At 70.3% G+C, this 21,994-nt stretch carries 20 protein-coding genes, 2 tRNA genes and 2 pseudogenes; 18 read left to right on the top strand and 6 right to left on the bottom strand.

The annotated features are described in order from the left end of the window. Positions 1 to 7: 7 nt before the first annotated feature. The 7 genes from recF (at position 8) to U5640_RS23030 (ending at position 8,715) form a co-directional block, all read left to right on the top strand. On the top strand, positions 8 to 1,165 hold the full coding sequence (gene recF, locus U5640_RS23060; protein WP_340377665.1) for a DNA replication/repair protein RecF: 1,158 nt from the start codon (positions 8 to 10) through the stop codon (positions 1,163 to 1,165). Continuing rightward, the gene (locus U5640_RS23055; RefSeq protein WP_340377664.1) at positions 1,162 to 1,707 is read left to right on the top strand and encodes a DciA family protein; all 546 of its coding nucleotides are present in this window, start codon (positions 1,162 to 1,164) and stop codon (positions 1,705 to 1,707) included. The genes recF and U5640_RS23055 overlap by 4 nt, the downstream gene beginning before the upstream one ends. 468 nt (positions 1,708 to 2,175) lie before the next feature. Then, positions 2,176 to 4,239: a DNA topoisomerase (ATP-hydrolyzing) subunit B gene (gyrB, locus tag U5640_RS23050; protein WP_340377663.1), complete on the top strand. Its 2,064-nt coding sequence runs from the start codon at positions 2,176 to 2,178 to the stop codon at positions 4,237 to 4,239. 42 nt (positions 4,240 to 4,281) lie between these two features. Then, positions 4,282 to 6,876: a DNA gyrase subunit A gene (gene gyrA, locus U5640_RS23045; RefSeq protein WP_340377662.1), complete on the top strand. Its 2,595-nt coding sequence runs from the start codon at positions 4,282 to 4,284 to the stop codon at positions 6,874 to 6,876. A gap of 19 nt (positions 6,877 to 6,895) precedes the next feature. Further along, positions 6,896 to 7,672 carry a DUF3566 domain-containing protein gene (locus tag U5640_RS23040; RefSeq protein ID WP_340377661.1) on the top strand — a complete coding sequence of 259 codons (777 nt, stop codon included), beginning with the start codon at positions 6,896 to 6,898 and terminating at the stop codon, positions 7,670 to 7,672. A 112-nt stretch (positions 7,673 to 7,784) separates the two neighbouring features. Next, positions 7,785 to 7,861 (top strand) — tRNA-Ile (locus U5640_RS23035). A gap of 359 nt (positions 7,862 to 8,220) precedes the next feature. Next, complete coding sequence (locus U5640_RS23030) at positions 8,221 to 8,715, top strand: hypothetical protein (protein WP_340377660.1); 495 nt, start codon at positions 8,221 to 8,223, stop codon at positions 8,713 to 8,715. A gap of 2 nt (positions 8,716 to 8,717) precedes the next feature. Here the strand turns inward: U5640_RS23030 and U5640_RS23025 are convergent. Together U5640_RS23025 and U5640_RS23020 are read right to left on the bottom strand one after the other, a co-directional pair. Then, positions 8,718 to 8,837 (bottom strand): annotated as a pseudogene (locus U5640_RS23025) (glycosyltransferase family 2 protein); the annotation flags it as partial. 200 nt (positions 8,838 to 9,037) lie between these two features. Then, positions 9,038 to 9,229, bottom strand: a pseudogene (locus U5640_RS23020) (DUF6344 domain-containing protein); the annotation flags it as partial. A 663-nt stretch (positions 9,230 to 9,892) separates the two neighbouring features. Here U5640_RS23020 and U5640_RS23015 point away from each other — a divergent pair. Both U5640_RS23015 and U5640_RS23010 read left to right on the top strand, forming a co-directional pair. Beyond that, positions 9,893 to 10,021 carry a DLW-39 family protein gene (locus tag U5640_RS23015; protein WP_003999697.1) on the top strand — a complete coding sequence of 43 codons (129 nt, stop codon included), beginning with the start codon at positions 9,893 to 9,895 and terminating at the stop codon, positions 10,019 to 10,021. A gap of 242 nt (positions 10,022 to 10,263) precedes the next feature. Next, positions 10,264 to 11,625 carry a hypothetical protein gene (locus U5640_RS23010; protein ID WP_340377659.1) on the top strand — a complete coding sequence of 454 codons (1,362 nt, stop codon included), beginning with the start codon at positions 10,264 to 10,266 and terminating at the stop codon, positions 11,623 to 11,625. Here the strand turns inward: U5640_RS23010 and U5640_RS23005 are convergent. Together U5640_RS23005 and U5640_RS23000 are read right to left on the bottom strand one after the other, a co-directional pair. Then, entirely contained in the window at positions 11,589 to 13,151 is a 1,563-nt protein-coding gene (locus U5640_RS23005; RefSeq protein ID WP_340377658.1) for a serine/threonine-protein kinase, read from the bottom strand. The genes U5640_RS23010 and U5640_RS23005 overlap by 37 nt on opposite strands. A gap of 340 nt (positions 13,152 to 13,491) precedes the next feature. Beyond that, positions 13,492 to 14,040 (bottom strand): DNA-binding protein, encoded by a 549-nt coding sequence (locus U5640_RS23000; protein ID WP_340377657.1) that lies wholly within the window; start codon positions 14,038 to 14,040, stop codon positions 13,492 to 13,494. 179 nt (positions 14,041 to 14,219) lie between these two features. Here U5640_RS23000 and U5640_RS22995 point away from each other — a divergent pair. After that, positions 14,220 to 14,292: transfer RNA gene (locus U5640_RS22995), tRNA-Ala, on the top strand. A gap of 276 nt (positions 14,293 to 14,568) precedes the next feature. Here U5640_RS22995 and U5640_RS22990 read toward each other — a convergent pair. Continuing rightward, the gene (locus U5640_RS22990) at positions 14,569 to 15,291 is read right to left on the bottom strand and encodes a DUF5324 family protein (RefSeq protein ID WP_340377656.1); all 723 of its coding nucleotides are present in this window, start codon (positions 15,289 to 15,291) and stop codon (positions 14,569 to 14,571) included. Positions 15,292 to 15,545: 254 nt separating this feature from the next. Here U5640_RS22990 and U5640_RS22985 point away from each other — a divergent pair, with 254 nt between their 5' ends. Both U5640_RS22985 and U5640_RS22980 read left to right on the top strand, forming a co-directional pair. Beyond that, on the top strand, positions 15,546 to 16,073 hold the full coding sequence (locus tag U5640_RS22985; RefSeq protein ID WP_340377655.1) for a peptidylprolyl isomerase: 528 nt from the start codon (positions 15,546 to 15,548) through the stop codon (positions 16,071 to 16,073). 104 nt (positions 16,074 to 16,177) lie between these two features. Further along, a complete protein-coding gene (locus tag U5640_RS22980) occupies positions 16,178 to 17,071 on the top strand; it encodes a rhomboid family intramembrane serine protease (protein ID WP_340377654.1) in 894 nt (297 codons plus the stop codon). Between the two features lie 246 nt (positions 17,072 to 17,317). On the opposite strand, the gene crgA is transcribed toward U5640_RS22980, so the two are convergent. After that, positions 17,318 to 17,572, bottom strand: coding sequence for a cell division protein CrgA (gene crgA / locus U5640_RS22975; RefSeq protein ID WP_340377653.1), 255 nt, complete (start codon positions 17,570 to 17,572; stop codon positions 17,318 to 17,320). A 139-nt stretch (positions 17,573 to 17,711) separates the two neighbouring features. Here crgA and U5640_RS22970 point away from each other — a divergent pair, with 139 nt between their 5' ends. From U5640_RS22970 to U5640_RS22945, 6 genes are read left to right on the top strand one after another with little or no spacing between them, the layout of a single operon-like run. Continuing rightward, the gene (locus U5640_RS22970) at positions 17,712 to 18,479 is read left to right on the top strand and encodes a DUF881 domain-containing protein (protein WP_340377652.1); all 768 of its coding nucleotides are present in this window, start codon (positions 17,712 to 17,714) and stop codon (positions 18,477 to 18,479) included. 18 nt (positions 18,480 to 18,497) lie between these two features. Further along, positions 18,498 to 19,175, top strand: a complete 678-nt coding sequence (locus U5640_RS22965; RefSeq protein WP_340377651.1) for a class E sortase — start codon at positions 18,498 to 18,500, stop codon at positions 19,173 to 19,175. A 16-nt stretch (positions 19,176 to 19,191) separates the two neighbouring features. Then, positions 19,192 to 19,389: a hypothetical protein gene (locus tag U5640_RS22960; RefSeq protein WP_340377650.1), complete on the top strand. Its 198-nt coding sequence runs from the start codon at positions 19,192 to 19,194 to the stop codon at positions 19,387 to 19,389. Next, the gene (locus U5640_RS22955) at positions 19,386 to 20,024 is read left to right on the top strand and encodes an aminodeoxychorismate/anthranilate synthase component II (protein WP_067255370.1); all 639 of its coding nucleotides are present in this window, start codon (positions 19,386 to 19,388) and stop codon (positions 20,022 to 20,024) included. The genes U5640_RS22960 and U5640_RS22955 overlap by 4 nt, the downstream gene beginning before the upstream one ends. Beyond that, positions 20,021 to 21,193, top strand: a complete 1,173-nt coding sequence (locus U5640_RS22950) for a class E sortase (RefSeq protein ID WP_340377649.1) — start codon at positions 20,021 to 20,023, stop codon at positions 21,191 to 21,193. The genes U5640_RS22955 and U5640_RS22950 overlap by 4 nt, the downstream gene beginning before the upstream one ends. A 6-nt stretch (positions 21,194 to 21,199) precedes the next feature. After that, the gene (locus tag U5640_RS22945; protein ID WP_340377648.1) at positions 21,200 to 21,964 is read left to right on the top strand and encodes a class E sortase; all 765 of its coding nucleotides are present in this window, start codon (positions 21,200 to 21,202) and stop codon (positions 21,962 to 21,964) included. The last annotated feature ends 30 nt before the right edge of the window (positions 21,965 to 21,994 follow it).

Genomic DNA, 21,994 nt, shown 5'->3' with positions numbered 1-21,994 from the left:
AACGACCATGCACGTCACGCATCTGTCGCTGGCCGACTTCCGCTCCTACGCCCGGGCCGAGGTCCCGCTCGACCCGGGCGTCACCGCCTTCGTCGGCCCCAACGGCCAGGGCAAGACCAACCTCGTCGAGGCCGTCGGCTATCTCGCCACCCTCGGCAGCCACCGGGTCGCCTCCGACGCGCCCCTGGTCCGCATGGGCGCCGACCGCGCGATCATCCGGGCACAGGTGCGGCAGGGCGAGCGGCAGCAGCTCGTCGAGCTGGAGCTGAACCCGGGCAGGTCCAACCGCGCCCGCATCAACCGGTCCTCGCAGGTCAGACCCCGGGACGTGCTGGGCATCGTACGGACCGTGCTGTTCGCGCCCGAGGACCTCGCGCTGGTCAAGGGGGATCCCGGGGAGCGGCGGCGGTTCCTGGACGAGCTGATCACCGCGCGGTCGCCGCGGATGGCCGGTGTGCGCTCGGACTACGAGCGGGTCCTCAAGCAGCGCAACACCCTGCTGAAGTCCGCGGCACTCGCGCGGCGGCACGGCGCGCGCAGGGGGGCACCGGCCGCGCGAGCGGACGCGGGCCCGGGGGCGGACCTGTCGACGCTCGACGTGTGGGACCAGCATCTCGCGCGCGCGGGCGCCGAACTGCTCGCCCAGCGGCTCGACCTGGTCGCGGCGATCCAGCCGCTGGCCGACAAGGCGTACGAGCAGCTGGCGCCCGGCGGGGGTCCGCTGGCGCTGGAGTACCGCCCGTCGGCGCCCGGTGAGGCGCACACGCGCGAGGATCTCTACGCGCAGCTCATGGCGGCGCTCGCGGACGCCCGCAAGCAGGAGATCGAGCGGGGTGTCACCCTCGTGGGCCCGCACCGGGACGAACTGCTGCTCAAGCTCGGTCAGTTGCCGGCCAAGGGGTACGCCTCGCACGGCGAGTCCTGGTCGTACGCGCTCGCGCTGCGGCTGGCCTCCTACGACCTGCTGCGGGCGGAGGGCAACGAGCCGGTGCTGGTGCTCGACGACGTCTTCGCCGAGCTGGACGCGCGCCGCCGGGAGCGGCTGGCCGAGCTGGTCGCGCCGGGGGAACAGGTGCTGGTGACCGCGGCGGTCGACGACGACGTACCGCATGTCCTGAGCGGGGCGCGGTACGCCGTGGCGGACGGGACGGTGGAACGCCTATGACCGAGCAGGAACCCCGCAGGACCCCCGAGCCCTCCGGCGTCGACCTCGCGCGCGTGGCGCTGAGGGCGGCGCGGGAACAGGCACGCGCGCGGGGCGACGCCGCGCAGCAGAAGAAGCAGGTGCGGCGCGGGGCCGGTCTGCGCTCCGGCGCGCGGGCGGACGGGCGCGACCCGATGGCTCTCGGCGCGGCGATCAACCGGCTGCTGAACGAGCGCGGCTGGGAGGCGCCGGCCGCGGTGGGCGGTGTGATGGGGCGCTGGCCGGAGATCGTCGGCGAGGACGTGGCCAAGCACTGTGTGCCGGAGCGGTACGACGAGGACGAGCGGGTCCTGGCTCGTGCGCTGCGACTCCACGGCCTGGGCGACGAATCTGCGGCTGCTGGCGCCGACCCTGGTCGCCCGGCTCAACGAGGACCTCGGACACGGTCGGGTCAGACAGATCAAGGTGCAGGGTCCCGGCGGCCCCGTGCGCCGCTACGGCCCGCTGCGCGCCCCCGGATCGACCGGTCCGGGCGACACCTACGGGTGATCTGCGTCACGTGAAGACGGCCGGGGTGGCACGCGCGTACCGCCCCGGCCGTCTTTTTCGTCTGTCCGGAACGTGCCCTCCGTGGCTCCGGAAGGTGCCCGCAGGAGGCTGCCGGGGCGCTCCACCGGGCGGCCGTCATGCGCCCACAGCCTGTGGACAAGCACGCAAACCACCCGCACAGGGGGCCGATTTCCGACCTGACCCGTCGGTAGCCAAGGGTTGACACCCGGAAGCGCTGAGTGCCTCCGTGAGCCCCTTGAAGCCCCCTTCCGTATATCGGGACCCGTCGGAGACCGGTTGAGGGCGGCACATCCGGACTCAGGTACCGGCAAACCCCCATCACTGTCAGTGCTACCGGTAGACTGGAAGCCAATCCCGCCCCGAACGTGGGGACCGCCCGGGACAAGCTGAGCAACGCTGATCAAGGCTTACCAACGCAACATGCCGCAGCCGCCCCGGCAACCTGCCGAGGAGCCTGGCTCGTGCTGTGCCAGAAAGGGCGCTTCGTGGCCGATTCCGGCAACCCCAACGAGAACAACCCGTCCACCGACGCCGGCGTGAACGGCGAGGTCACCGCCTCGTACGACGCCAGCGCCATCACCGTCCTCGAGGGCCTGGACGCGGTCCGCAAGCGCCCCGGTATGTACATCGGCTCCACGGGCGAGCGCGGCCTCCACCACCTGGTGTACGAGGTCGTGGACAACTCCGTCGACGAGGCGCTGGCCGGTCACGCCGACACGATCGACGTGACGATCCTGGCCGACGGCGGGATCCGCGTCATCGACAACGGCCGCGGCATCCCGGTCGGCATCGTGCCCTCCGAGGGCAAGCCGGCCGTCGAGGTCGTGCTGACCGTGCTGCACGCGGGCGGCAAGTTCGGCGGCGGCGGCTACGCGGTCTCCGGCGGTCTGCACGGCGTCGGCGTCTCCGTCGTGAACGCCCTGTCGTCGAAGGTCGCCGTCGAGGTGCGGACCGACGGCCACCGCTGGACCCAGGACTACAAGATGGGCGTCCCCACGGCGCCCCTCGCCCAGCACGAGGCCATCACGGAGACCGGCACCTCGGTCACCTTCTGGGCCGACCCGGACATCTTCGAGACCACCGAGTACTCGTTCGAGACGCTCTCCCGGCGCTTCCAGGAGATGGCGTTCCTCAACAAGGGTCTGACGATCAAACTCGCGGACGAGCGCGAGTCGGCGAAGGCCGTCACCGGTGCGGACGAGGCGGGCGCCGACGAGAAGTCCGAGGTCAAGAGCGTCACGTACCACTACGAGGGCGGCATCGTCGACTTCGTGAAGTACCTCAACTCCCGCAAGGGAGACCTCGTGCACCCGACGGTCATCGACCTCGAGGCCGAGGACAGGGAGCGCGCCCTCTCCCTCGAGGTCGCGATGCAGTGGAACAGCGGTTACAGCGAGGGCGTGTACTCCTTCGCCAACATCATCCACACGCACGAGGGCGGCACCCACGAGGAGGGCTTCCGCGCGGCCCTGACCAACCTGGTCAACAAGTACGCGCGCGACAAGAAGCTGCTCCGCGAGAAGGACGACAACCTCACGGGCGACGACATCCGCGAGGGGCTGACCGCGATCATCTCGGTCAAGCTGAGCGAGCCGCAGTTCGAGGGTCAGACCAAGACCAAGCTGGGCAACACCGAGGCCAAGACCTTCGTCCAGAAGGCGGTCTACGAGCACCTCCAGGACTGGCTGGACCGCAACCCCGTCGAGGCGGCGGACATCGTCCGCAAGGGCATCCAGGCGGCCACCGCGCGCGTGGCGGCCCGCAAGGCCCGCGACCTGACGCGCCGCAAGGGTCTGCTGGAGTCGGCCTCGCTGCCGGGCAAGCTCTCCGACTGCCAGTCGAACGACCCCACCAAGTGCGAGATCTTCATCGTCGAGGGTGACTCCGCCGGCGGCTCGGCCAAGTCCGGCCGCAACCCGCAGTACCAGGCGATCCTCCCGATCCGCGGCAAGATCCTGAACGTCGAGAAGGCCAGGATCGACAAGATCCTGCAGAACCAGGAGATCCAGGCGCTCATCTCGGCCTTCGGCACCGGTGTGCACGAGGACTTCGACATCGAGAAGCTGCGCTATCACAAGATCATCCTGATGGCGGACGCCGACGTCGACGGCCAGCACATCAGCACCCTGCTGCTGACCTTCCTGTTCCGCTTCATGCGGCCGCTGGTCGAGGCCGGACACGTGTACCTCTCCCGCCCGCCGCTCTACAAGATCAAGTGGGGCCGGGACGACATCGAGTACGCGTACTCCGACCGGGAGCGCGACGCCCTGATCGAGATGGGCCGCCAGCGCGGCAAGCGCGTGCGTGAGGACTCGATCCAGCGCTTCAAGGGCCTCGGCGAGATGAACGCCGAGGAACTGCGCGTGACCACCATGGACCAGGAGCACCGCGTCCTCGGCCAGGTCACCCTCGACGACGCCGCCCAGGCCGACGACCTGTTCTCGGTCCTCATGGGCGAGGACGTCGAGGCGCGCCGCGCCTTCATCCAGCGCAACGCCAAGGACGTCCGCTTCCTCGACATCTGAGTCGGTCTCAGCTGACCGCACCAGGAAGGATCCCCACCGGCAATGACCGACGAGAACACTCCCGTCACCCCTGAAGAGGGCGGCGACATCGCCATGCGCATCGAGCCCGTCGGGCTCGAGACGGAGATGCAGCGCTCGTACCTCGACTACGCGATGTCCGTCATCGTCTCGCGTGCGCTGCCCGACGTCCGCGACGGTCTCAAGCCCGTCCACCGCCGCGTCCTGTACGCCATGTACGACGGCGGCTACCGCCCCGAGCGCGGCTTCTACAAGTGCGCCCGCGTCGTGGGCGACGTCATGGGCAACTACCACCCCCACGGCGACTCCTCGATCTACGACGCGCTGGTCCGTCTCGCCCAGCCGTGGTCGATGCGCATGCCGCTCGTCGACTCCAACGGCAACTTCGGCTCCCCGGGCAACGACCCGGCGGCCGCCATGCGGTACACCGAGTGCAAGATGGCGCCGCTGTCGATGGAGATGGTCCGTGACATCGACGAGGAGACCGTCGACTTCACGGACAACTACGACGGCCGCTCCCAGGAGCCGACCGTCCTGCCCGCCCGCTTCCCGAACCTGCTGATCAACGGTTCGGCGGGTATCGCGGTCGGCATGGCGACCAACATCCCCTCGCACAACCTGCGCGAGGTCGCGGCCGGCGCCCAGTGGTACCTGGAGAACCCGGACGCCTCGCACGAGGAGCTGCTGGACGCCCTCATCGAGCGCATCAAGGGTCCCGACTTCCCGACCGGCGCCCTGGTCGTCGGCCGCAAGGGCATCGAGGAGGCGTACCGCACGGGCCGCGGCTCGATCACCATGCGGGCGGTCGTCGAGGTCGAGGAGATCCAGAACCGCCAGTGCCTGGTGGTCACGGAGCTGCCCTACCAGGTCAACCCCGACAACCTCGCGCAGAAGATCGCCGACCTGGTGAAGGACGGCAAGATCGGCGGCATCGCGGACGTCCGCGACGAGACGTCCTCGCGCACCGGCCAGCGCCTGGTCATCGTGCTCAAGCGCGACGCGGTCGCCAAGGTCGTGCTGAACAACCTGTACAAGCACACGGACCTGCAGACGAACTTCGGCGCCAACATGCTGGCCCTGGTCGACGGCGTCCCGCGCACGCTGTCCCTCGACGCGTTCATCCGCCACTGGGTGACGCACCAGATCGAGGTCATCGTCCGCCGTACGCGCTTCAGGCTGCGCAAGGCCGAGGAGCGCGCGCACATCCTGCGCGGCCTGCTGAAGGCCCTGGACGCCATCGACGAGGTCATCGCGCTGATCCGGCGCAGCGACACCGTCGACATCGCGCGCACGGGCCTGATGGAGCTCCTGGAGATCGACGAGATCCAGGCGAACGCCATCCTCGAGATGCAGCTGCGCCGACTGGCCGCCCTGGAGCGCCAGAAGATCATCCAGGAGCACGACGAGCTCCAGGCGAAGATCACGGAGTACAACGAGATCCTGTCCTCGCCGGTCCGCCAGCGCGGCATCGTCAGCCAGGAACTCGCCGCCATCGTCGAGAAGTACGGCGACGACCGCAAGACCATGCTGGTGCCCTACGACGGTGACATGTCCATCGAGGACCTGATCGCCGAGGAGGACATCGTCGTCACCGTCACGCGCGGCGGTTACGTCAAGCGCACCAAGGCCGACGACTACCGCGCCCAGAAGCGCGGCGGCAAGGGCGTGCGCGGCGCGAAGCTGAAGGAAGACGACATCGTCGACCACTTCTTCGTCTCCACCACGCACCACTGGCTGCTGTTCTTCACCAACAAGGGCCGGGTGTACCGCGCGAAGGCGTACGAGCTGCCCGACGCCGGCCGGGACGCGCGCGGTCAGCACGTCGCGAACCTGCTGGCCTTCCAGCCGGACGAGGCGATCGCCGAGATCCTCGCCATCCGCGACTACGAAGCGGCGCCGTACCTGGTCCTGGCCACCAAGGGCGGCTTGGTCAAGAAGACGCCGCTGAAGGATTACGATTCGCCCCGTTCCGGCGGTGTCATCGCGATCAACCTCCGTGAGACGGAGGACGGTTCCGACGACGAACTGATCGGTGCCGAACTCGTCTCGGCGGACGACGATCTGCTGCTGATCAGCAAGAAGGCACAGTCGATCCGTTTCACCGCCACGGACGAAACGCTCCGCCCCATGGGCCGCGCCACCTCGGGTGTCAAGGGCATGAGCTTCCGTGAGGGCGACGAGCTGCTCTCGATGAATGTTGTTCGACCCGGTACGTTCGTGTTCACTGCCACAGACGGCGGGTACGCGAAGCGGACCGGCGTCGACGAGTACCGCGTCCAGGGCCGCGGCGGCCTCGGCATCAAGGCCGCCAAGATCGTGGAGGACCGCGGTTCGCTCGTCGGCGCGCTGGTGGTCGAGGAGACCGACGAGATCCTCGCCATCACGTTGTCGGGCGGTGTGATTCGTACGCGAGTCAACGAGGTCAGGGAGACGGGCCGTGACACCATGGGCGTCCAACTGATCAACCTGGGCAAGCGCGATGCCGTGGTCGGTATCGCGCGGAACGCCGAGGCGGGGCGCGAGGCGGAGGAGGTCGACGGCGACGTGGCCGTGGACGAGACCGCCGAGGGAGCCGCGAGCAGCGGCACGGACGAGGGTGAGGCGCCCTCGGCCGAGTAGGCACGAGGAGTGAGTCATCGTGAGCGGAGCCACGGGCGCCGGTACGTCTGCCGGCACGGACAAGAACGGCGGCGGCCGTGGCTCCGCCGCGCCGGAGGGGGACACGCGCACGACCAGCGCGCGGGGCGCGGAGGGACGTGAGCAGGACACGCACACGACCCAGCTGAAGGCGATCAAGCCGACGGCTGCCGACGCCCCCTCCTCCTCGTCCGAGACGCAAGGATCCAAGGGATCCCAGGGGGGAACCGTGACGGACACCCGAGGTCCGCAGGCCCAGCAGCCGGCCTCACCGATGCCCGGCGACCGGCAGGCCCAGCAGCCCGCCGCGGCGCCCTATCACCCGCCGCAGGCCTACCCGACCCAGGCGACGCCGCCGGGTACGGTGCGGCGTCCGCGCACCGGCGCCGGCGCGGGGACCGTGCCGCGGGTGCGCAAGGCGCGGCTGCGGGTGGCCAAGGCCGACCCGTGGTCGGTGATGAAGGTCAGCTTCCTGCTGTCGATCGCGCTGGGCATCTGCACGATCGTCGCGGCGGCGGTGCTGTGGATGGTCATGGACGCGATGGGCGTCTTCTCGACGGTCGGCGGCACCATCTCCGAGGCCACCGGATCCAACGAGGCGAACGGCTTCGATCTGCAGTCCTTCCTGTCGCTGCCCCACGTCCTGATGTTCACGGCGATCATCGCGGTCATCGACGTCGTCCTGGCGACGGCCCTCGCGACCCTCGGCGCGTTCATCTACAACATCTCGGCCGGCTTCGTCGGCGGAGTGGAGCTGACGCTCGCCGAGGACGAGTGAACACCCGCTGAACCTGTCGTGGGCGGTCCTCAGACAACCGATTTTGGGACTGCCCGCGTCGTGCGCTAATCTTCAGGAGTCAGCGCGCGGGACACACACCGCAGAGCGCGGCGGGGCTATAGCTCAGTTGGTTAGAGCGCATCCCTGATAAGGATGAGGCCACAGGTTCAAATCCTGTTAGCCCCACCAGCGAGAAGACCCCTGGACCATCGGTCCGGGGGTCTTTTTGATGTCCACCGCTGTTTCACGTGAAACGGCGCGTGGCCGGTGTCACGGTGCGGAGGCGGCAAAAGGCCCGGTCGCTGGCGACGGGGGATGCACCAGCGACCGGGCTTGGGCCAAGGCTAACAAGTGTGGTTGATCAACGGGGGGCGACTGGTCGGGCGGAATGGTGAGTTGTGATCGGGATCACTCCTGGGCCGGGTCGGCGCACGGAGGATCGTACGAAGGGGACCGTGCCCGGCCCCGGACGGGTCTGGATAGCTGACGGTGCGTCAGTTATGGTCGCCCCGCCGTGCCGATACGGCGATACGGAAGGGGTGAGCGCCATGGAGACCCGACAGGCCCGACAGGGCAGTCCCCGGAGTCCGCAGCCGCCGGGGGACCCGCGCTGGGTCGCGATGTTCCACGACCCGTCCTCGGATTCCTGGCGGCCCGCCGCCGAATCGCCCGACCGCACCCCCGTGCTGTACGCGGTGGGCGAGATGGCGCAGGTCAAGCGGGCGCGGGGGGACGCGGTGACGGTGGCCCTGTGGGGTCCGAAGGACGGCGCCTGGCACCTCTACGACCCGGCCGGCGCCCCGGCCCCCGCTGCGGCGCCCACGGCCGCCAGCCCGGTGGCCACCTCGCCCACCACCAAGCTCGCCGAGCGCCTGGAGGACCGTCGGCACCAGGTGCTCATGGCCGGACTCGGCAAGGCGGGCCTCTACCACCTCACCCCGGACGACGCCACGGCCGTACGAGCCCTGGTGGACGGGGTCGACGAGAGCACGTTGCGCCGGGTGGCCCACTGGCTGGCCGTCGCGGGTCAGTCCGCCGGGTAGGTCGGGCCGAGGGGCCGGCGTCCATGCCGGAAGGTCACTCGGGGGTCCTGGGGGGCGTACGGGCGGACCTGGTCCGTCGTACCGTCCTCGTGGATCACCCAGTGCCACTCCGGGCCTCGGGGGTACATGCGGCGAAGGCCCGGTCGCCGGGGAGCTGCCGGGCCTGCATCGTGCGGTCTGTACGCAAGTCGCCGTCACGTCGAACGTCGGTGTTGCTGCTGGGTACTGCTGGGTACTGCTCGCAAAGGTCCTGCTAGGTCCTGCCAGGTCCTGCTCGTTACGTCTCGGTGCTTCTCGATACCGCTCGTGCTGCCAGCGTGTCTCAGCGCTGGAGCGGGATCGACGGCTCGGCCGCCTCCGCGAGGTCGTCGTCCCGGTCTCGGTCCCGGTCGCAGTCCGCGTCCTGCTCGGCCGCGTCCGCGTCGTCGAGGGAGCTGTGGCGGCAGCTGGGGGACTTGCCGTGGGCCTCGGCGAGGATGCGCTGCTTCATGGTGGGGGGCAGGGAGCGGGTCTGGAACCAGTCCCAGGTGGGGACGGCCGGAGAGGTCGTGACCGGCCCGCGCGGACGTTCACCGACGGGACTCACCGAGCCCACGCCCCGGCCGGCGACCCTCTTCGTGGAGGGGACCTCGCCTGCGGCGCTCCTACCGCGCGGGCTCGACGCCGCGGGGCTCGTGGCGCGGAGGCCGTCGGCGCGGCTGCTCTCGCCGGCCGCGGGGCGCGAGCCTCCGGGGCTCGACCCGCCTGCGCTCTCGGCGCGCGGGCTCTCGGCGCCGCCGGTCTTCTCGGCGTCCGTGTGCGTCGGTCCCGTCTGTGCCGTCGCGGTCGCGGCGGTCGAAGCGACGAAGCCGAGCGCCGTGCACAGCGCGAGGAACGCGGTGACGATGGCGGTCCACAGCTTCATGACCTGGTTCACGGTCATGCCCCTCACCTTCAGGTTGGGCGATTTGCGTACTTTGCTCATCATGTGTAGGGCGAGCGGGAACCAGCGGACCGACGCACACGACGAGGCGATGTTCCGATGAACACCACTCGTATGGGCGCACCGGGCGAAATGAGTCGCAGGGCATCCCCAGAAGGGAGTTGGGAGGCCGGCTCAGGTCACCGATCGGTATCGATCGGTGTGTATAGTCGGGCGCCAGAGGTCCCCTACGTCAAGGAAAGACGAGGTCGCGCGGTGAAGAAGCTGCTCCTGGTCGCACTGGCCGCCATCGGCGGTCTCCTCGTGTACCGGCAGATCCAGGCGGATCGCGCCGAGCAGGACCTGTGGACGGAGGCCACCGACTCCGTGCCCACGGGTTCGTGAGTACCGACACCAGAGACTGAGATCGAGATCAGACCCCGGCCGCCGAAGCGGTCGGGGTTTTGTGTTGCCGCCGCCGGTGCACGCCCCCGTGCACGCCCCCGGTGCGCGGCTTCCGGTTGCGGAGGTTCCGGTTTGCGGATAGAGGCGGGCGTTCCGGACGCTCGCGGGGAATGCGGGGGCGGCGGCCGGGGCAGCGGGGCAGGATGGGCCACGTTCGGACCAAGGCGAGGGGGCGGGTTCTGATGGCCCGGCGTACGGGGGGTACGGGGCGCGCGGCCGTGGTGCTGCGCGCCGTGGTCCTGGGGATGCTGCTCGGGTGGACGGTCCCGGCGCCGGCCGCCGTCGCCGCGCCGGACGTCCCGTCGTACGCCTTCGCCGACGACGTCCGCGAGGCCCGTGCCGCGGCCGGCGCCGCCGACGCCGTACGGCTGGAGCCCGGAGCGACGTACAGAAGCACGCTCGACGGCGGCAGCAAGGCGTACTACCGCCTCGAGCTCGACGACGCGAGCACCGCGTACGTCGCCGTCACCGCGATCCCCCGCCCCGGGAGCACGCCCGCCGTCGGCGACGGCATCACGGTCTCCGTGCAGGACGCCGACAGCAGAAGCTGTTCCTTCGAGTCGGCGACGATCGGAGCCGCGCGCAGCCCGCAGCCCGTGACGGCCTGGGGCGCGCGCGAGATCCGGTCCGGCAAGGGGCTGTGCCAGGAGGCGGGCACGTACTACGTGGTCGTCGAGCGGTCGGACACCGGCACCGGGGAGACCGCCGACGACCCCTGGGAGCTGGAACTCGCGCCCGTCACCGAGCCCCCGCTCGCCGCGACCGACGACACGGGCACGCCCCGGGCCTGGGACTCCGCGACCCCCGCACCGCCGTCCGGGGAGCCGGTCGCGCGGCCGGGCGGCGCCGGTTTCAGCGCCGCGACCGCCGTCGGGCAGGGCGTCTGGCGCGGCGAGGTGGTCCCCGGCGAGACCGTCTTCTACCGGGTGCCCGTCGACTGGGGACAGCAGCTGTACGCCGAGGCGGACCTGGCCGGCGGCGGCACCACGAGCAGCGCCTCGGAGACCGGTGCCGGAGGCGGAAGCGGATATACGGTCGACGCGCTGGAGCTGACCCTCTACAACCCCGTGCGCGCCAAGGTGGTGGCCCGGGGCACCGGTTACGGCGGCACCCAGAAGTCCGCCGCCCTGGACCCCGTTCCGCCCGTCCGGTACGCCAACCGGTACGCGCCCACCGACCCGCAGAACAGTCTGCGCTTCGCCGGCTCCTACTACCTCGTCGTCCACCTCTCCACCCAGGTCGCCGAGCAGTTCGGCGACGGCCCCTACGAGGTGACCCTGCGGGTCCGTCTCGGGGGTACCCCGGAGGCCGGGCCGGGGTACCTGGGCCGGCCCGTGCCCCGCGGGGTCTTCGGCACCGACACGGGCTCGGGGCCGTCCGGGGGATCAACGGGGGCCGGGGACGATCCCGTGATGCGGGCGGTCGCGGCGGCAGGCTTCGGCACGGGCAGCGCCCTGCTGCTGTTCCTCGGCGGCTGGACCCTGATCGCCCGCCGCCGGGCCTCCGCTCAGATCCGCGTCAGCGCCCAGAACCCGACGGCGTAACAGGCCAGGGCGAGCAGGAGCACCGGCACCGTGACCCTGACGGGCGGACCCGGCCGCCGCTGCCGCACCGCCCGGTGCCCCCGCGGCCGCGACGCCTCCGCCACCGGGTCCTGAGCGGTGGAGGAGGCGGTGGCGGTGGCCGTGGCGGCCCGCGGGCCGGGGACCGGCAGGAGGGAGAGGGTGGGGTCGTAGGGGGCGGGTGCCGACGTCGGGGTGGGGGTGGGCGTGGCCGTGACCGTCGGGAGCGGGGGCGGGAGGTGGAAGCTGCCGGTGTCCGACATGGACGGAGTCGGGGTCGGCGTCGGTGTCGGGGTGGGGGTGACCGTCGGAGGGTGTGCGGGTGGCCGTGGGGTGAGCGGGCCGACGGGGCCGGAGAGCGAGGGCGTCGGCGTGGACGCCGTGTGAGGGGACGTTTCGCCTGGACCGGCCGGGGCGGAGGGGGCGGACGGGCCGGGGGGCGTGAGGGGCCGTGCGGGCAGGGGATCCGTGCCCGCACGAGCGTGGCCGGGGGGAGCGTCCGGTCGTACGGGATAGGACCCGTCGGGGGGAGTGGCCGGCCGGGCGGGCAGGATGCGCTCGCCGGTCGATCCGGTGTGGCCGGTGTGACTTCTGAGCTTGACGTGACCGGTGTGACCCAGACGGTCCGTCAGGGGCCCCTCGGGCCCGAACCCCTGGGGAAGGGGCCCGAGTTGGTCGAATATCTCGATGAGTTCGTCGTCGGGGCCGGGTTCCGGCAGGAGTTCCGCGGTCGCCGCCAGCGCCTTGCGCGCCCCCGTGGCCGTACGGAAGCGGGCCTGCGGGTCGGGTTGCAGCAGCATGGCGACGACCTGCCAGAGCGGATCGGGGATTCCCTTGGGAGCGCCCGGAGTTCCGTGCTCGGCGAAGTACTGCACCAGCGCCTTGGCGTCCGGCTTGGCGCCTTCGAGGAGGTACAGCGCGACGAGTCCCACGGCGAACAGGTCGGCCGGGAAGTCGGGCTCGGCGCCCAACATCTGCTCGGGCGCGAGGTAACCGGGCGTCCCCACCACGAGGTTGGTCTCGGTCAGGCGCGGTTCGCCGAGCCGCATCGCGATGCCGAAGTCGGACAGCCTGAGCCGGGGGCGGGCGGTGCCGGTGGCTTCGAGGAGGACGTTCGCCGGTTTGATGTCACGGTGGACCACGCCCTCCGCGTGCACGGCGGCGAGCCCGGACAGAAGCTGGTCGAGCAGGCCGCAGACGAACGCGGGCGGCAGCGGACCGTAGTCGTTGACGAGGTGGACCAGCGAACCGCCGCCCACCAGGTCCATGGTGAACAGCACCTTGTCGTCGTCGGCGGCCCAGCTGGCGGGCGCGAGCACATGCGGGTGGTCGATTCGCAGCCCCTGTTCGCGGACGAACCGCAGCAGGGAGTGCGCGTCCCGCTGCTGGAGCACCTTGGCGGCCACGTACCGGCGGCGGCGGTGGTCCCAGGCGCGCCAGACCGCGCCGACCCCTCCGCGCCCGATCGGGTCGGCCAGTTCGTACCGTCCGGCGAAGACCTCACCCATGGCAGTGCGTCGCTCCTCCCCCTCGGCTGTCCCCCTGCTACCCCCTCGCTACCCCCGTGGCGAGTGATGGACCCCCGTGTCCCCGCGGTCCTGTGGGAAGGTCTCCCCGGCCCCTCGGGTATGTCCCCCGTGCCCCCGTATGTATCCCCCGAGTACCCCCGTACTCGTCCCCCGTGTTCCCCGTACCTGTCCCCTGAGTACCTCGTACTCGTCCCCCGTGTAACCCGTACCGGTGCCCCCTGCACCTGTAGTGGTCTCCCCGAGTACTCCTCTGACCGTCCCCCGACGGCCGGGTGCGTGCGTCCGGTGCCGAACCCCCTTCAGCGACCGGGCGGACGGCTCAGCTCTGGTGCGACTGGTAGTGCGTCACGGCGTCCGAGGTGCGGCCGGCCCCGTACACCCGGAGGAACTCGGCCAGTTCCGGGTGGCTCGGGGCGAGAGTGTCGGCGGCGTCGATGATGTCGCCGGCGGCGGCCACCGAGCGCAGCAGCGACTGGATCTCCCGGACCACCCGCTTCACCGTGGGGGCACCCGAACTGCTCGTCGTGGTGGTGGTGTTGCTGAGCACGGAGCCCCCCTGCGAGCGCTTGATCTCGTCCATCCGCTCGGTCGCCTCGGCGGCGCTGACGCTGCCGTCCGCGACCTGTCCGGCCAGGTCCTGGAGCAGCTGCACGCGCTGCACCACGGCCGGGTTGCCGATCTTCGCCCGCTGACCGCTCATCAGCTGGGACAGCATCGGGGCCGACAGCCCCAGCACCCCCGCGAGACGAGCCTGGTTGAGGCCGAGATCGTCGATGAGCTTACGGAAGAGCGCCCCCAGTGGCTCCCCGTACCAGTTCCGCTGAAGTTCCCGCGCTCTCGCGGTCGCTTCCTGTTGTGCGGCGTCCATTGCGTCTCCCCATCGCTTCCCCAGAACATCCACGGTTCGCTGTAGCGAACCACGTCGAGCATCTTACGGAGAGTGGTCATTCACGGGGACCCCCAATCTTTTTGCGAGATACCCCCGGTGACCCGGTACTCTGGTCTGCGGCGGCCGTCGGGACGAGTTCCCGGCCGGACGTCCCTTCCGGGGCCTTAGCTCAGTTGGTAGAGCGCTGTCTTTGCATGGCAGATGTCAGGGGTTCGACTCCCCTAGGCTCCACACCCGAAAAGCCCCTCTGATCTGCATCAACGCAGAGCAGAGGGGCTTTTCTCAGGTTCTCTCGGGCTTCTCTCAGGTTCTCTCGGGTTCTCTCGGGCCGTCTCGCGGGGCGGCGGTGGGTGACGGGCGGTCCCGCCCGACCGGTCGGACGGACGGGACCGCCCTGTCCGCAAGGACACGACAGGACACGACGGGCCACGACGGGCCACGGAATCCGGCCGAACTCCGGTCGGCCGACGTACCGTTCGTACGGCCCCAGCCGTCAGCCGTCAGCCGTCAGCCGCGTTCGTCGTCGCGGTGCGCCGCCTCCTCCTCGGCCTGCTTGGCCTGCACCTCCGGGTCCAGGGCGGCACCGCTGCCGTCCACCGAGGACAGCCCGCCGGTGGCGGGGACCTCCGTGGGGGCGGGCGGTTCGACCAGCCAGTCGGGGTTGGCCTGCTTGTCCCACCACTTCCAGGCCGCGAAGGCGCCGCCGGCGACCGCCCCGCACACCAGCAGGATCCGGGCGGCCCGGCCGGCCCGGGCCTGGCGCCGGTGCCTGCGCACGAGCCGCTCGATCTCCTTCGGTGTCACCTGACCGCGCAGCGCGGCCACCGCGGCGACGCCCCGGGCGGCGGCCTCGTCCTTCATGGGGCCGGCCGCGGCGACCACCTGCTCGATCCTCGGCCGGGAGTACTCGGCAGCCTGCCGGGAGTACTCGGCGGCCTGCCGTGCGGCGATCCGGGTCCGGACGGCCGCCTCGTGCGCGGCCTGGTCGACCTTCGGCGGTACATGCGTCCTCGCCAGTTCCAGCCGGGGCGCGACATGGGTGTCGTACTGGGTGCGGGCCTGCTCGGCGGCCAGGGACACCCTGGGCGCGAGTCGTTCCCGGGCCTCCTGCGCGTACTGCGCGGCCCTTTCCTTGGCCGTGTCGGCGTAGGGCGCCACCACTTCCGCGGCGTGCAGCACGCTGTCCTTCGCCGAGCCGGTCGCGGCGCGCACGCTGTCGATGCGGGTCACGGGTTCCTCCTCCTCGGTGGCGTACGGTAATTCGACTTTCCACCCTTTTACGGATCATGCCTGCCGGTGTCCGTCGCGGCACGCGCGGAGGGGCATCCGGGTGCCGGGCGGGTGCGACAGGGGGCCGGGCGAGTGCCATAGGGGATGAATAAGGGCAACGGGACCTTGTCGTCGACAATGCCACGGATCGGCGCCGCCCGCTCCCGTCCGTGCGAGGATCGGGGGATCACACGAGCACGACGGAAGGCAGGATCGTGGCCGAGCAGCTCTACGCCACCCTGAGGACCAGCAGGGGCGACATCGAGATCCGGCTCTTCCGGGACTTCGCCCCGAAGACGGTCGCCAACTTCGTGGAGCTCGCCACCGGTGCGCGCGAATGGGTCCACCCCGCGACCGGCGAGCGCTCCACGGCCCCGCTGTACGACGGCACGGTCTTCCACCGGGTGATGAGCGGGTTCATGATCCAGGGCGGTGACCCGCTGGGCAACGGCACCGGTGACCCCGGCTACCAGTTCCCCGACGAGTTCCACCCCGAGCTGCGCTTCGACCGCCCGTATCTGCTGGCCATGGCGAACGCCGGCCCGGGCACCAACGGCTCGCAGTTCTTCATCACCGTCGCCCCGACGGCCTGGCTGAACCGCAAGCACACCATCTTCGGGGAGGTCGTCGACAAGGCCGGTCAGAAGGTCGTGGACGACATCGCGGCCACCGAGACCAACCCGCGCACCCACCGCCCGCTGCGGGACGTCGTCATCGAGTCCGTGGTCGTCGAGACGCGTTAGCGCGGTCCGTGGCGGGACAGGAACCATTTGCCCCGCTCGTCCGTAAGGATGAGCAGGGCGAATCCCGTACGCCCGTCCCGCCCGACGACGAACTGGGGGAGCTCATGGACCAGGCGCCAGGCAGCCGGCCGGACGGCACCCACAGCGGGCTGCCCTCCTGCTACCGGCATCCGGGCCGGGAGACCGGCGTGCGCTGCACCCGCTGCGAGCGGCCGATCTGCCCGGAGTGCATGGTCAGCGCCTCCGTCGGGTTCCAGTGCCCCACCTGCGTCCGGGAGGGCTCGGGCACGGGGCATCCGGCCGCGGCCTCGCAGCCGCGCACCCTGGCCGGGGGATCCCTCCGGGAGGACCCCCGCCTGGTCACCAAGATCCTCATCGGGCTGTGCGTGGCCGTCTACCTGGTCCAGATGGCCGTCGGTGACCGCTTCACCAACAGCTTCGAGCTGCTCGGCCGGGCGTACGTGCCGGGCCTCGGCGGTGTCGAGGGCATCGCGGAGGGCCAGTGGTACCGGCTCGTGACGCCGATGTTCCTGCACGGCGGGGTCGTCCACATCCTGTTCAACATGATGAGCCTGTGGTGGCTCGGCGGTCCGCTCGAACAGGCGCTCGGCCGGGCCCGCTACCTGGCGCTGTACTTCGTCTCCGGGCTGGCGGGCAGCGCGCTGACGTACCTGATCGCCGAACCCAACCAGCCCTCCCTCGGCGCCTCGGGCGCGATCTTCGGCCTCTTCGGCGCCACGGCCGTGCTGATGCGCCGGATGCGCTACGACATGCGGCCGATCATCGCGCTGCTGGTGATCAACCTGATCTTCACCTTCGGGTGGAGCAACATCGCCTGGGAGGCCCATATCGGCGGGCTCGTCGCGGGCGTGATCATCGGGTACGGCATGGTCCACGCCCCGCGTGAGCACCGGGCCCTGGTGCAGTACGGGACCTGTGCGGTGGTGCTGGCCGCGGTGGTCGTGTTGACCCTGTTGAGGACCGCCCAGCTCACTTGAGCGCCCTGTTGTCCACAGCGCGTGGCGAATCTTGTGCACAACGTGCGGGAACGGCGACGCCCCCTGCTGACGACCTGCATCGGTGCAGGTCAGGCAGGGGGCGAACGGGTTTTCGAGTGGCGGTGACTGCCGGTAGTTAGGTCATACCGGCGTCAACCTCCAGTGAGTTATCCACAGATCGTCGTTTCTTTTCCCCACTCTGTGGACAGAAGGCTCAGGCCTGTGGATAACTCAGTGCGGCCGAGGCTACTTCCACTGCGTGGAGACGCCGAACCCGGCCGCGATGAACCCGAAGCCCACCACGATGTTCCAGTTGTTCAGGCTGTCGATCGGCAGCGTGCCGTCCGTCACGTAGAAGACGACGATCCAGGCCAGGCCGATCACAAACATGGCCAGCATCACCGGGGCGACCCAGGCGCTGTTGGTCAGCTTGATCGCGGTCGCCTGCTTCGCCGGCGGCGGCGTGTAATCGGCCTTCTTGCGGATACGTGACTTCGGCACGAGGGTCTCTCCTGTCGATGCGCTGCGTGGCCGCGCAGGGGCTGGTCGGGCTCGGGGGCTGCGTACTAGGGGACTGAGGGGCTCCCCCGGGCGTCCGTTAGCGTAGTGCTTCTACGGCGCCGAAGGAGATAAGGGTACGTTGAGCAATTCTGCCGACTCCCCCCGCACGGGTTCAACGCCCCGTCACCGTCCCGTGCGCATGCTCACCGCGGGCGTCTTCGCCCTCGCCGGACTCATCTTCGTCACCAGCTTCCAGACGGCCAAGGGCACGAACATCCGCACGGACGCCTCCCTGCTGAAGCTCTCCGACCTGATCCAGGAGCACAGCCGCAAGAACGGCGAGCTGGACGAGTCCAACGGGGCCCTGCGCTCGCAGGTCGAGTCCCTGGCCGAGGCGGACGACGGCAGCACCAGCGCCGAGGACGAGAAGCTCACGGGCCTGGAGAAGAGCGCCGGCACCCAGAAGCTCAAGGGCAGGGCGATCACGGTCACCCTCAACGACGCCCCGCCCAACGCCACCGCCAAGCTCCCCGGCTACCCCGCGCCCCAGCCCGACTACCTGGTCATCCACCAGCAGGACCTCCAGGCCGTGGTCAACGCCCTGTGGAAGGGCGGCGCCGACGGCATCAAGGTCATGGACCAGCGGCTGATCTCCACCAGCGCCGTGCGCTGCGTCGGCAACACCCTGATCCTCCAGGGCCGGGTCTACTCACCGCCGTACAAGATCCAGGCGGTCGGCGACCCCGAGAAGCTCCAGAAGGCGCTCGCGGACTCGCCCGCGATCCAGAACTACATGGTCTACGTCAACGTCTACGGCCTCGGCTGGAAAGTCACCGAGGACGGGACGGTGACTCTGCCGGGCTACTCGGGCACAGTGGATCTGCACTACGCGAAGCCTGTGGAGTAGCAACCGGCGGGAGCGCCTGTGTCGTTACGGGTGATCGTCAGGGCGTTCAGCGAGCTGTGCATCACCGTCGGCGCCCTCATCGTGCTCTTCGTGGCCTATGTGCTCTTCTGGACCGGCGTGCGGGCCGACCGGGCCATGGGTGACCAGATCGACGACCTGCACCACCAGTGGGCGACCCGGCCGCCGGCCCCCCGGGCGAGCAGCCCCGCGCCGCCGGCGCCGTACCGCGGCGGACAGCCCTTCGCGGTCATGTACATCCCGCGCCTCGGTTTCACGTGGAACAAGCCCGTCCTCGAAGGCACCGGGACCGGCACCCTGAAGAAGGGGCTGGGCCACTACACCGGCACGGCACGCCTCGGACAGCCCGGGAACTTCTCCGTCGCGGGCCACCGCCGCACCTACGGCGACCCCTTCAAGGACTTCCCCGAGCTGCGGCGCGGGGACGCGGTGGTGCTCACCGACGGCACGACCTGGTTCACGTATCGGATCGACAAAGGCCCCTACAAAACCGTGCCCTCCGACGTCGAGGTGATCGACGCTGTGCCACGTAAGTCGGGGTATACGCGTCCGGGCCGGTATCTGACGCTGACCACGTGCGATCCGGAATGGGGGCACAGTCATCGGCTGATCGTCTGGGCGCACCTCGACTCCACACAGCCTGTGGAGGCAGGCGAACCCAAGGCCCTGCGCCGTTAGTCTGGTGGCGTACGGCGTGAGTCAGGTGCCGTGGTGCGACGGAAGGGACGGCATGTACGGCTGGATCTGGCGGCATCTGCCGGGAAACGCGTGGGTGAGGGCGCTGATCTCGATCGTGCTGGTCCTCGCTGTCGTCTATGCCCTGTTCCAGTACGTCTTCCCGTGGGCCGAACCGCTGCTTCCCTTCAACGATGTGACGGTGGACAACCAGTGAGCGCGCGCATTCTCGTCGTCGACAACTACGACAGCTTCGTCTTCAATCTCGTCCAGTACCTGTACCAACTGGGCGCCGAGTGCGAGGTCCTGCGCAACGACGAGGTCTCCACGGCCCACGCCCAGGACGGCTTCGACGGCGTTCTGCTCTCCCCCGGCCCCGGCACGCCCGAGGAGGCCGGCGTCTGCATCGAGATGGTCCGCCACTGCGCGGCCACCGGTGTCCCCGTCTTCGGGGTCTGTCTGGGCATGCAGTCGATGCAGGTGGCGTACGGCGGTGTCGTCGACCGTGCGCCCGAGCTGCTGCACGGAAAGACCTCGCTGGTGGAACACGGGGGCAAGGGCGTCTTCAGCGGACTGCCCACCCCGTTCACCGCGACCCGCTACCACTCGCTCGCCGCCGAGCCGGCCACCGTCCCGGCCGAGCTGGAGGTCACCGCCCGCACCCACGACGGGATCGTCATGGGGCTGCGCCACCGGGAACTGCCGGTCGAGGGCGTCCAGTTCCACCCGGAGTCGGTGCTGACCGAGCACGGCCACCGGATGCTGGCCAACTGGCTGGTGGAGTGCGGTGACCAGGGCGCGGTGGCGAGGTCGGCGGGGCTCGCCCCGGTGGTGGGCAGGGCCACGGCGTGACCGCGCTGCGCCCCGAGCGTGAGGACTCGTACGGCACCGCGCCGTACGAGTCCTTCGGCGTGGATGCGTATGCGGGGGAGCGGCCGCCGGGTGCCCAGCCGTACGCCGGCGATCCGCGGCCCGGCACCGGGCGGCGACGGAAGCCGGCCCAGGCTGCCGAACCGAGGAGCGGCGCGGCGGGGGGCGCGGAGGCGTTCACCCAGCAGCTTCCGCCCATCGACGAGGAGACGGTGGCGCTGCGGATACCCGAGCCACCGCCAGGGGTCGACCCCTTCCGGGACGCCACAGGCACCTCTGGCGCCACAGCGGCCCCTCCTGCCCCCGGAACCCCTGCAGGGGGCCGAGCGGCCCGCAGAAAGGCAGCCAAGGGCCGTCACGGCCGTCAGGGCGGCTCCGCCGCGGGAGTGCTCGACGCGGACGACCTGGCGATCGCGCCCTCGCAGGACGAGCGGCCGCTGTCGCGGGTGGAGGCCCGCCGGCAGGCCAAGGCGCGCAAGCCCAGCGCCGCGGTCGTCGCCAGCCGGGCGGTCGGCGAGGTGTTCATCACCACGGGCGTGCTGATGCTGCTCTTCGTCAGCTACCAGCTCTGGTGGACGAACGTGCGGGCGCACGCCCAGGCCAGCAAGGAGGCGAACAGCCTCCAGGACGACTGGGCCAACGGCAAGCGCAACCCGGGCACCTTCTCCCCCGGGCAGGGCTTCGCGATCCTCCACATCCCCAAGCTGGACGTGGTCGTGCCGATCGCGGAGGGCGTCAGCAACAAGAAGGTGCTCGACAAGGGCATGGTCGGGCACTACGGCGAGGGCGCGCTGAAGACGGCCATGCCCGAGGACAAGAGCGGCAACTTCGGGCTCGCCGGCCACCGCAACACGCACGGTGAGCCATTCCGCTACATCAATCGGCTCCAGCAGGGCGACGACATCGTCGTGGAGACGCAGGACGAGTACTTCGTCTACAAGATGACGTCGTCGCTGCCCGTCACCTCGCCCAGCAACACCAGCGTCCTCGACGCCGTACCGCCGCAGTCCGGATTCACCGGTCCGGGCCGGTACATCACCCTCACCACCTGTACGCCGGAGTTCACCAGCAAGTACCGGTTGATCGTCTGGGGCAAGATGGTCGAGGAACGGCCGCGCAGCAAGGGCAAGCCGGATGCGCTAGTCGAGTAGGGGCAGATGAACGTGGCAGCGACCACCGGCGACACCGAGCAGGTACGGGATCCGGAGACGGACTCATCGGACTCATCGGCGGGGCCGCCCGGGCGGGGGCGGATCGCCCTCGCCGTCAGCGTCCTCGGTGAACTCCTCATCACGGCGGGCCTGGTCCTCGGCCTGTTCGTCGTCTACTCCCTCTGGTGGACGAACGTCGTCGCCGACCGGCACGCCGACAAACAGGCCGACAAGGTCCGCGACCACTGGGCCCGGCAGGACACCGGGCCGGGCGTGCTCGACACCAAGGACGGCATCGGCTTCCTGCACGTGCCCGCCATGCGGAACGGCGAGGTCCTGGTCGAGAAGGGCACCTCGACGGACGTCCTCAACGAGGGCGTGGCCGGCTACTACACCGACCCCGTCAAGGCCGTCCTCCCCACCAGCGGCAAGGAGGGCAACTTCACCCTCGCCGCACACCGGGACGGCCACGGCGCGAAGTTCCACAACATCGACAAGCTCAGGAAGGGCGACCCGATCGTCTTCGAGACGCGGGACGACTGGTACGTCTACAAGGTCTACGCGATCCTCCCCGAGACCTCGAAGTACAACGTCGAGGTGCTCGGCCGCATCCCCGAGGAGTCCGGCAAGAAGAAGGCCGGCCACTACATCACCCTGACGACCTGCACCCCGGTCTACACCTCGCGCTACCGCTACGTGGTGTGGGGCGAACTGGAGCGGGTCCAGAAGGTCGACGCCGAGCGCACTCCGCCGAAGGAACTGAACGGCTGACCGTCCCGGCGGCACGGCGAGGGGCCCGGT

Source organism: Streptomyces sp. SS7 (genome assembly GCF_037993025.1).
In the GTDB taxonomy this organism is placed as follows: domain Bacteria; phylum Actinomycetota; class Actinomycetes; order Streptomycetales; family Streptomycetaceae; genus Streptomyces.
This window is presented reverse-complemented; position numbering and strand designations above follow the sequence as displayed.

Coding starts and splice junctions, on each gene's coding strand:
- U5640_RS22980 (WP_340377654.1), top strand. CDS start 16,178: ATGGACCAGGCGCCAGGCAGCCGGCCGGACGGCACCCACAGCGGGCTG.
- U5640_RS22945 (WP_340377648.1), top strand. CDS start 21,200: ATGAACGTGGCAGCGACCACCGGCGACACCGAGCAGGTACGGGATCCG.
- U5640_RS23030 (WP_340377660.1), top strand. CDS start 8,221: ATGGAGACCCGACAGGCCCGACAGGGCAGTCCCCGGAGTCCGCAGCCG.
- U5640_RS23000 (WP_340377657.1), bottom strand. CDS start 14,040: ATGGACGCCGCACAACAGGAAGCGACCGCGAGAGCGCGGGAACTTCAG.
- U5640_RS23005 (WP_340377658.1), bottom strand. CDS start 13,151: ATGGGTGAGGTCTTCGCCGGACGGTACGAACTGGCCGACCCGATCGGG.
- gyrA (WP_340377662.1), top strand. CDS start 4,282: ATGACCGACGAGAACACTCCCGTCACCCCTGAAGAGGGCGGCGACATC.
- recF (WP_340377665.1), top strand. CDS start 8: ATGCACGTCACGCATCTGTCGCTGGCCGACTTCCGCTCCTACGCCCGG.
- U5640_RS23010 (WP_340377659.1), top strand. CDS start 10,264: ATGGCCCGGCGTACGGGGGGTACGGGGCGCGCGGCCGTGGTGCTGCGC.
- U5640_RS23055 (WP_340377664.1), top strand. CDS start 1,162: ATGACCGAGCAGGAACCCCGCAGGACCCCCGAGCCCTCCGGCGTCGAC.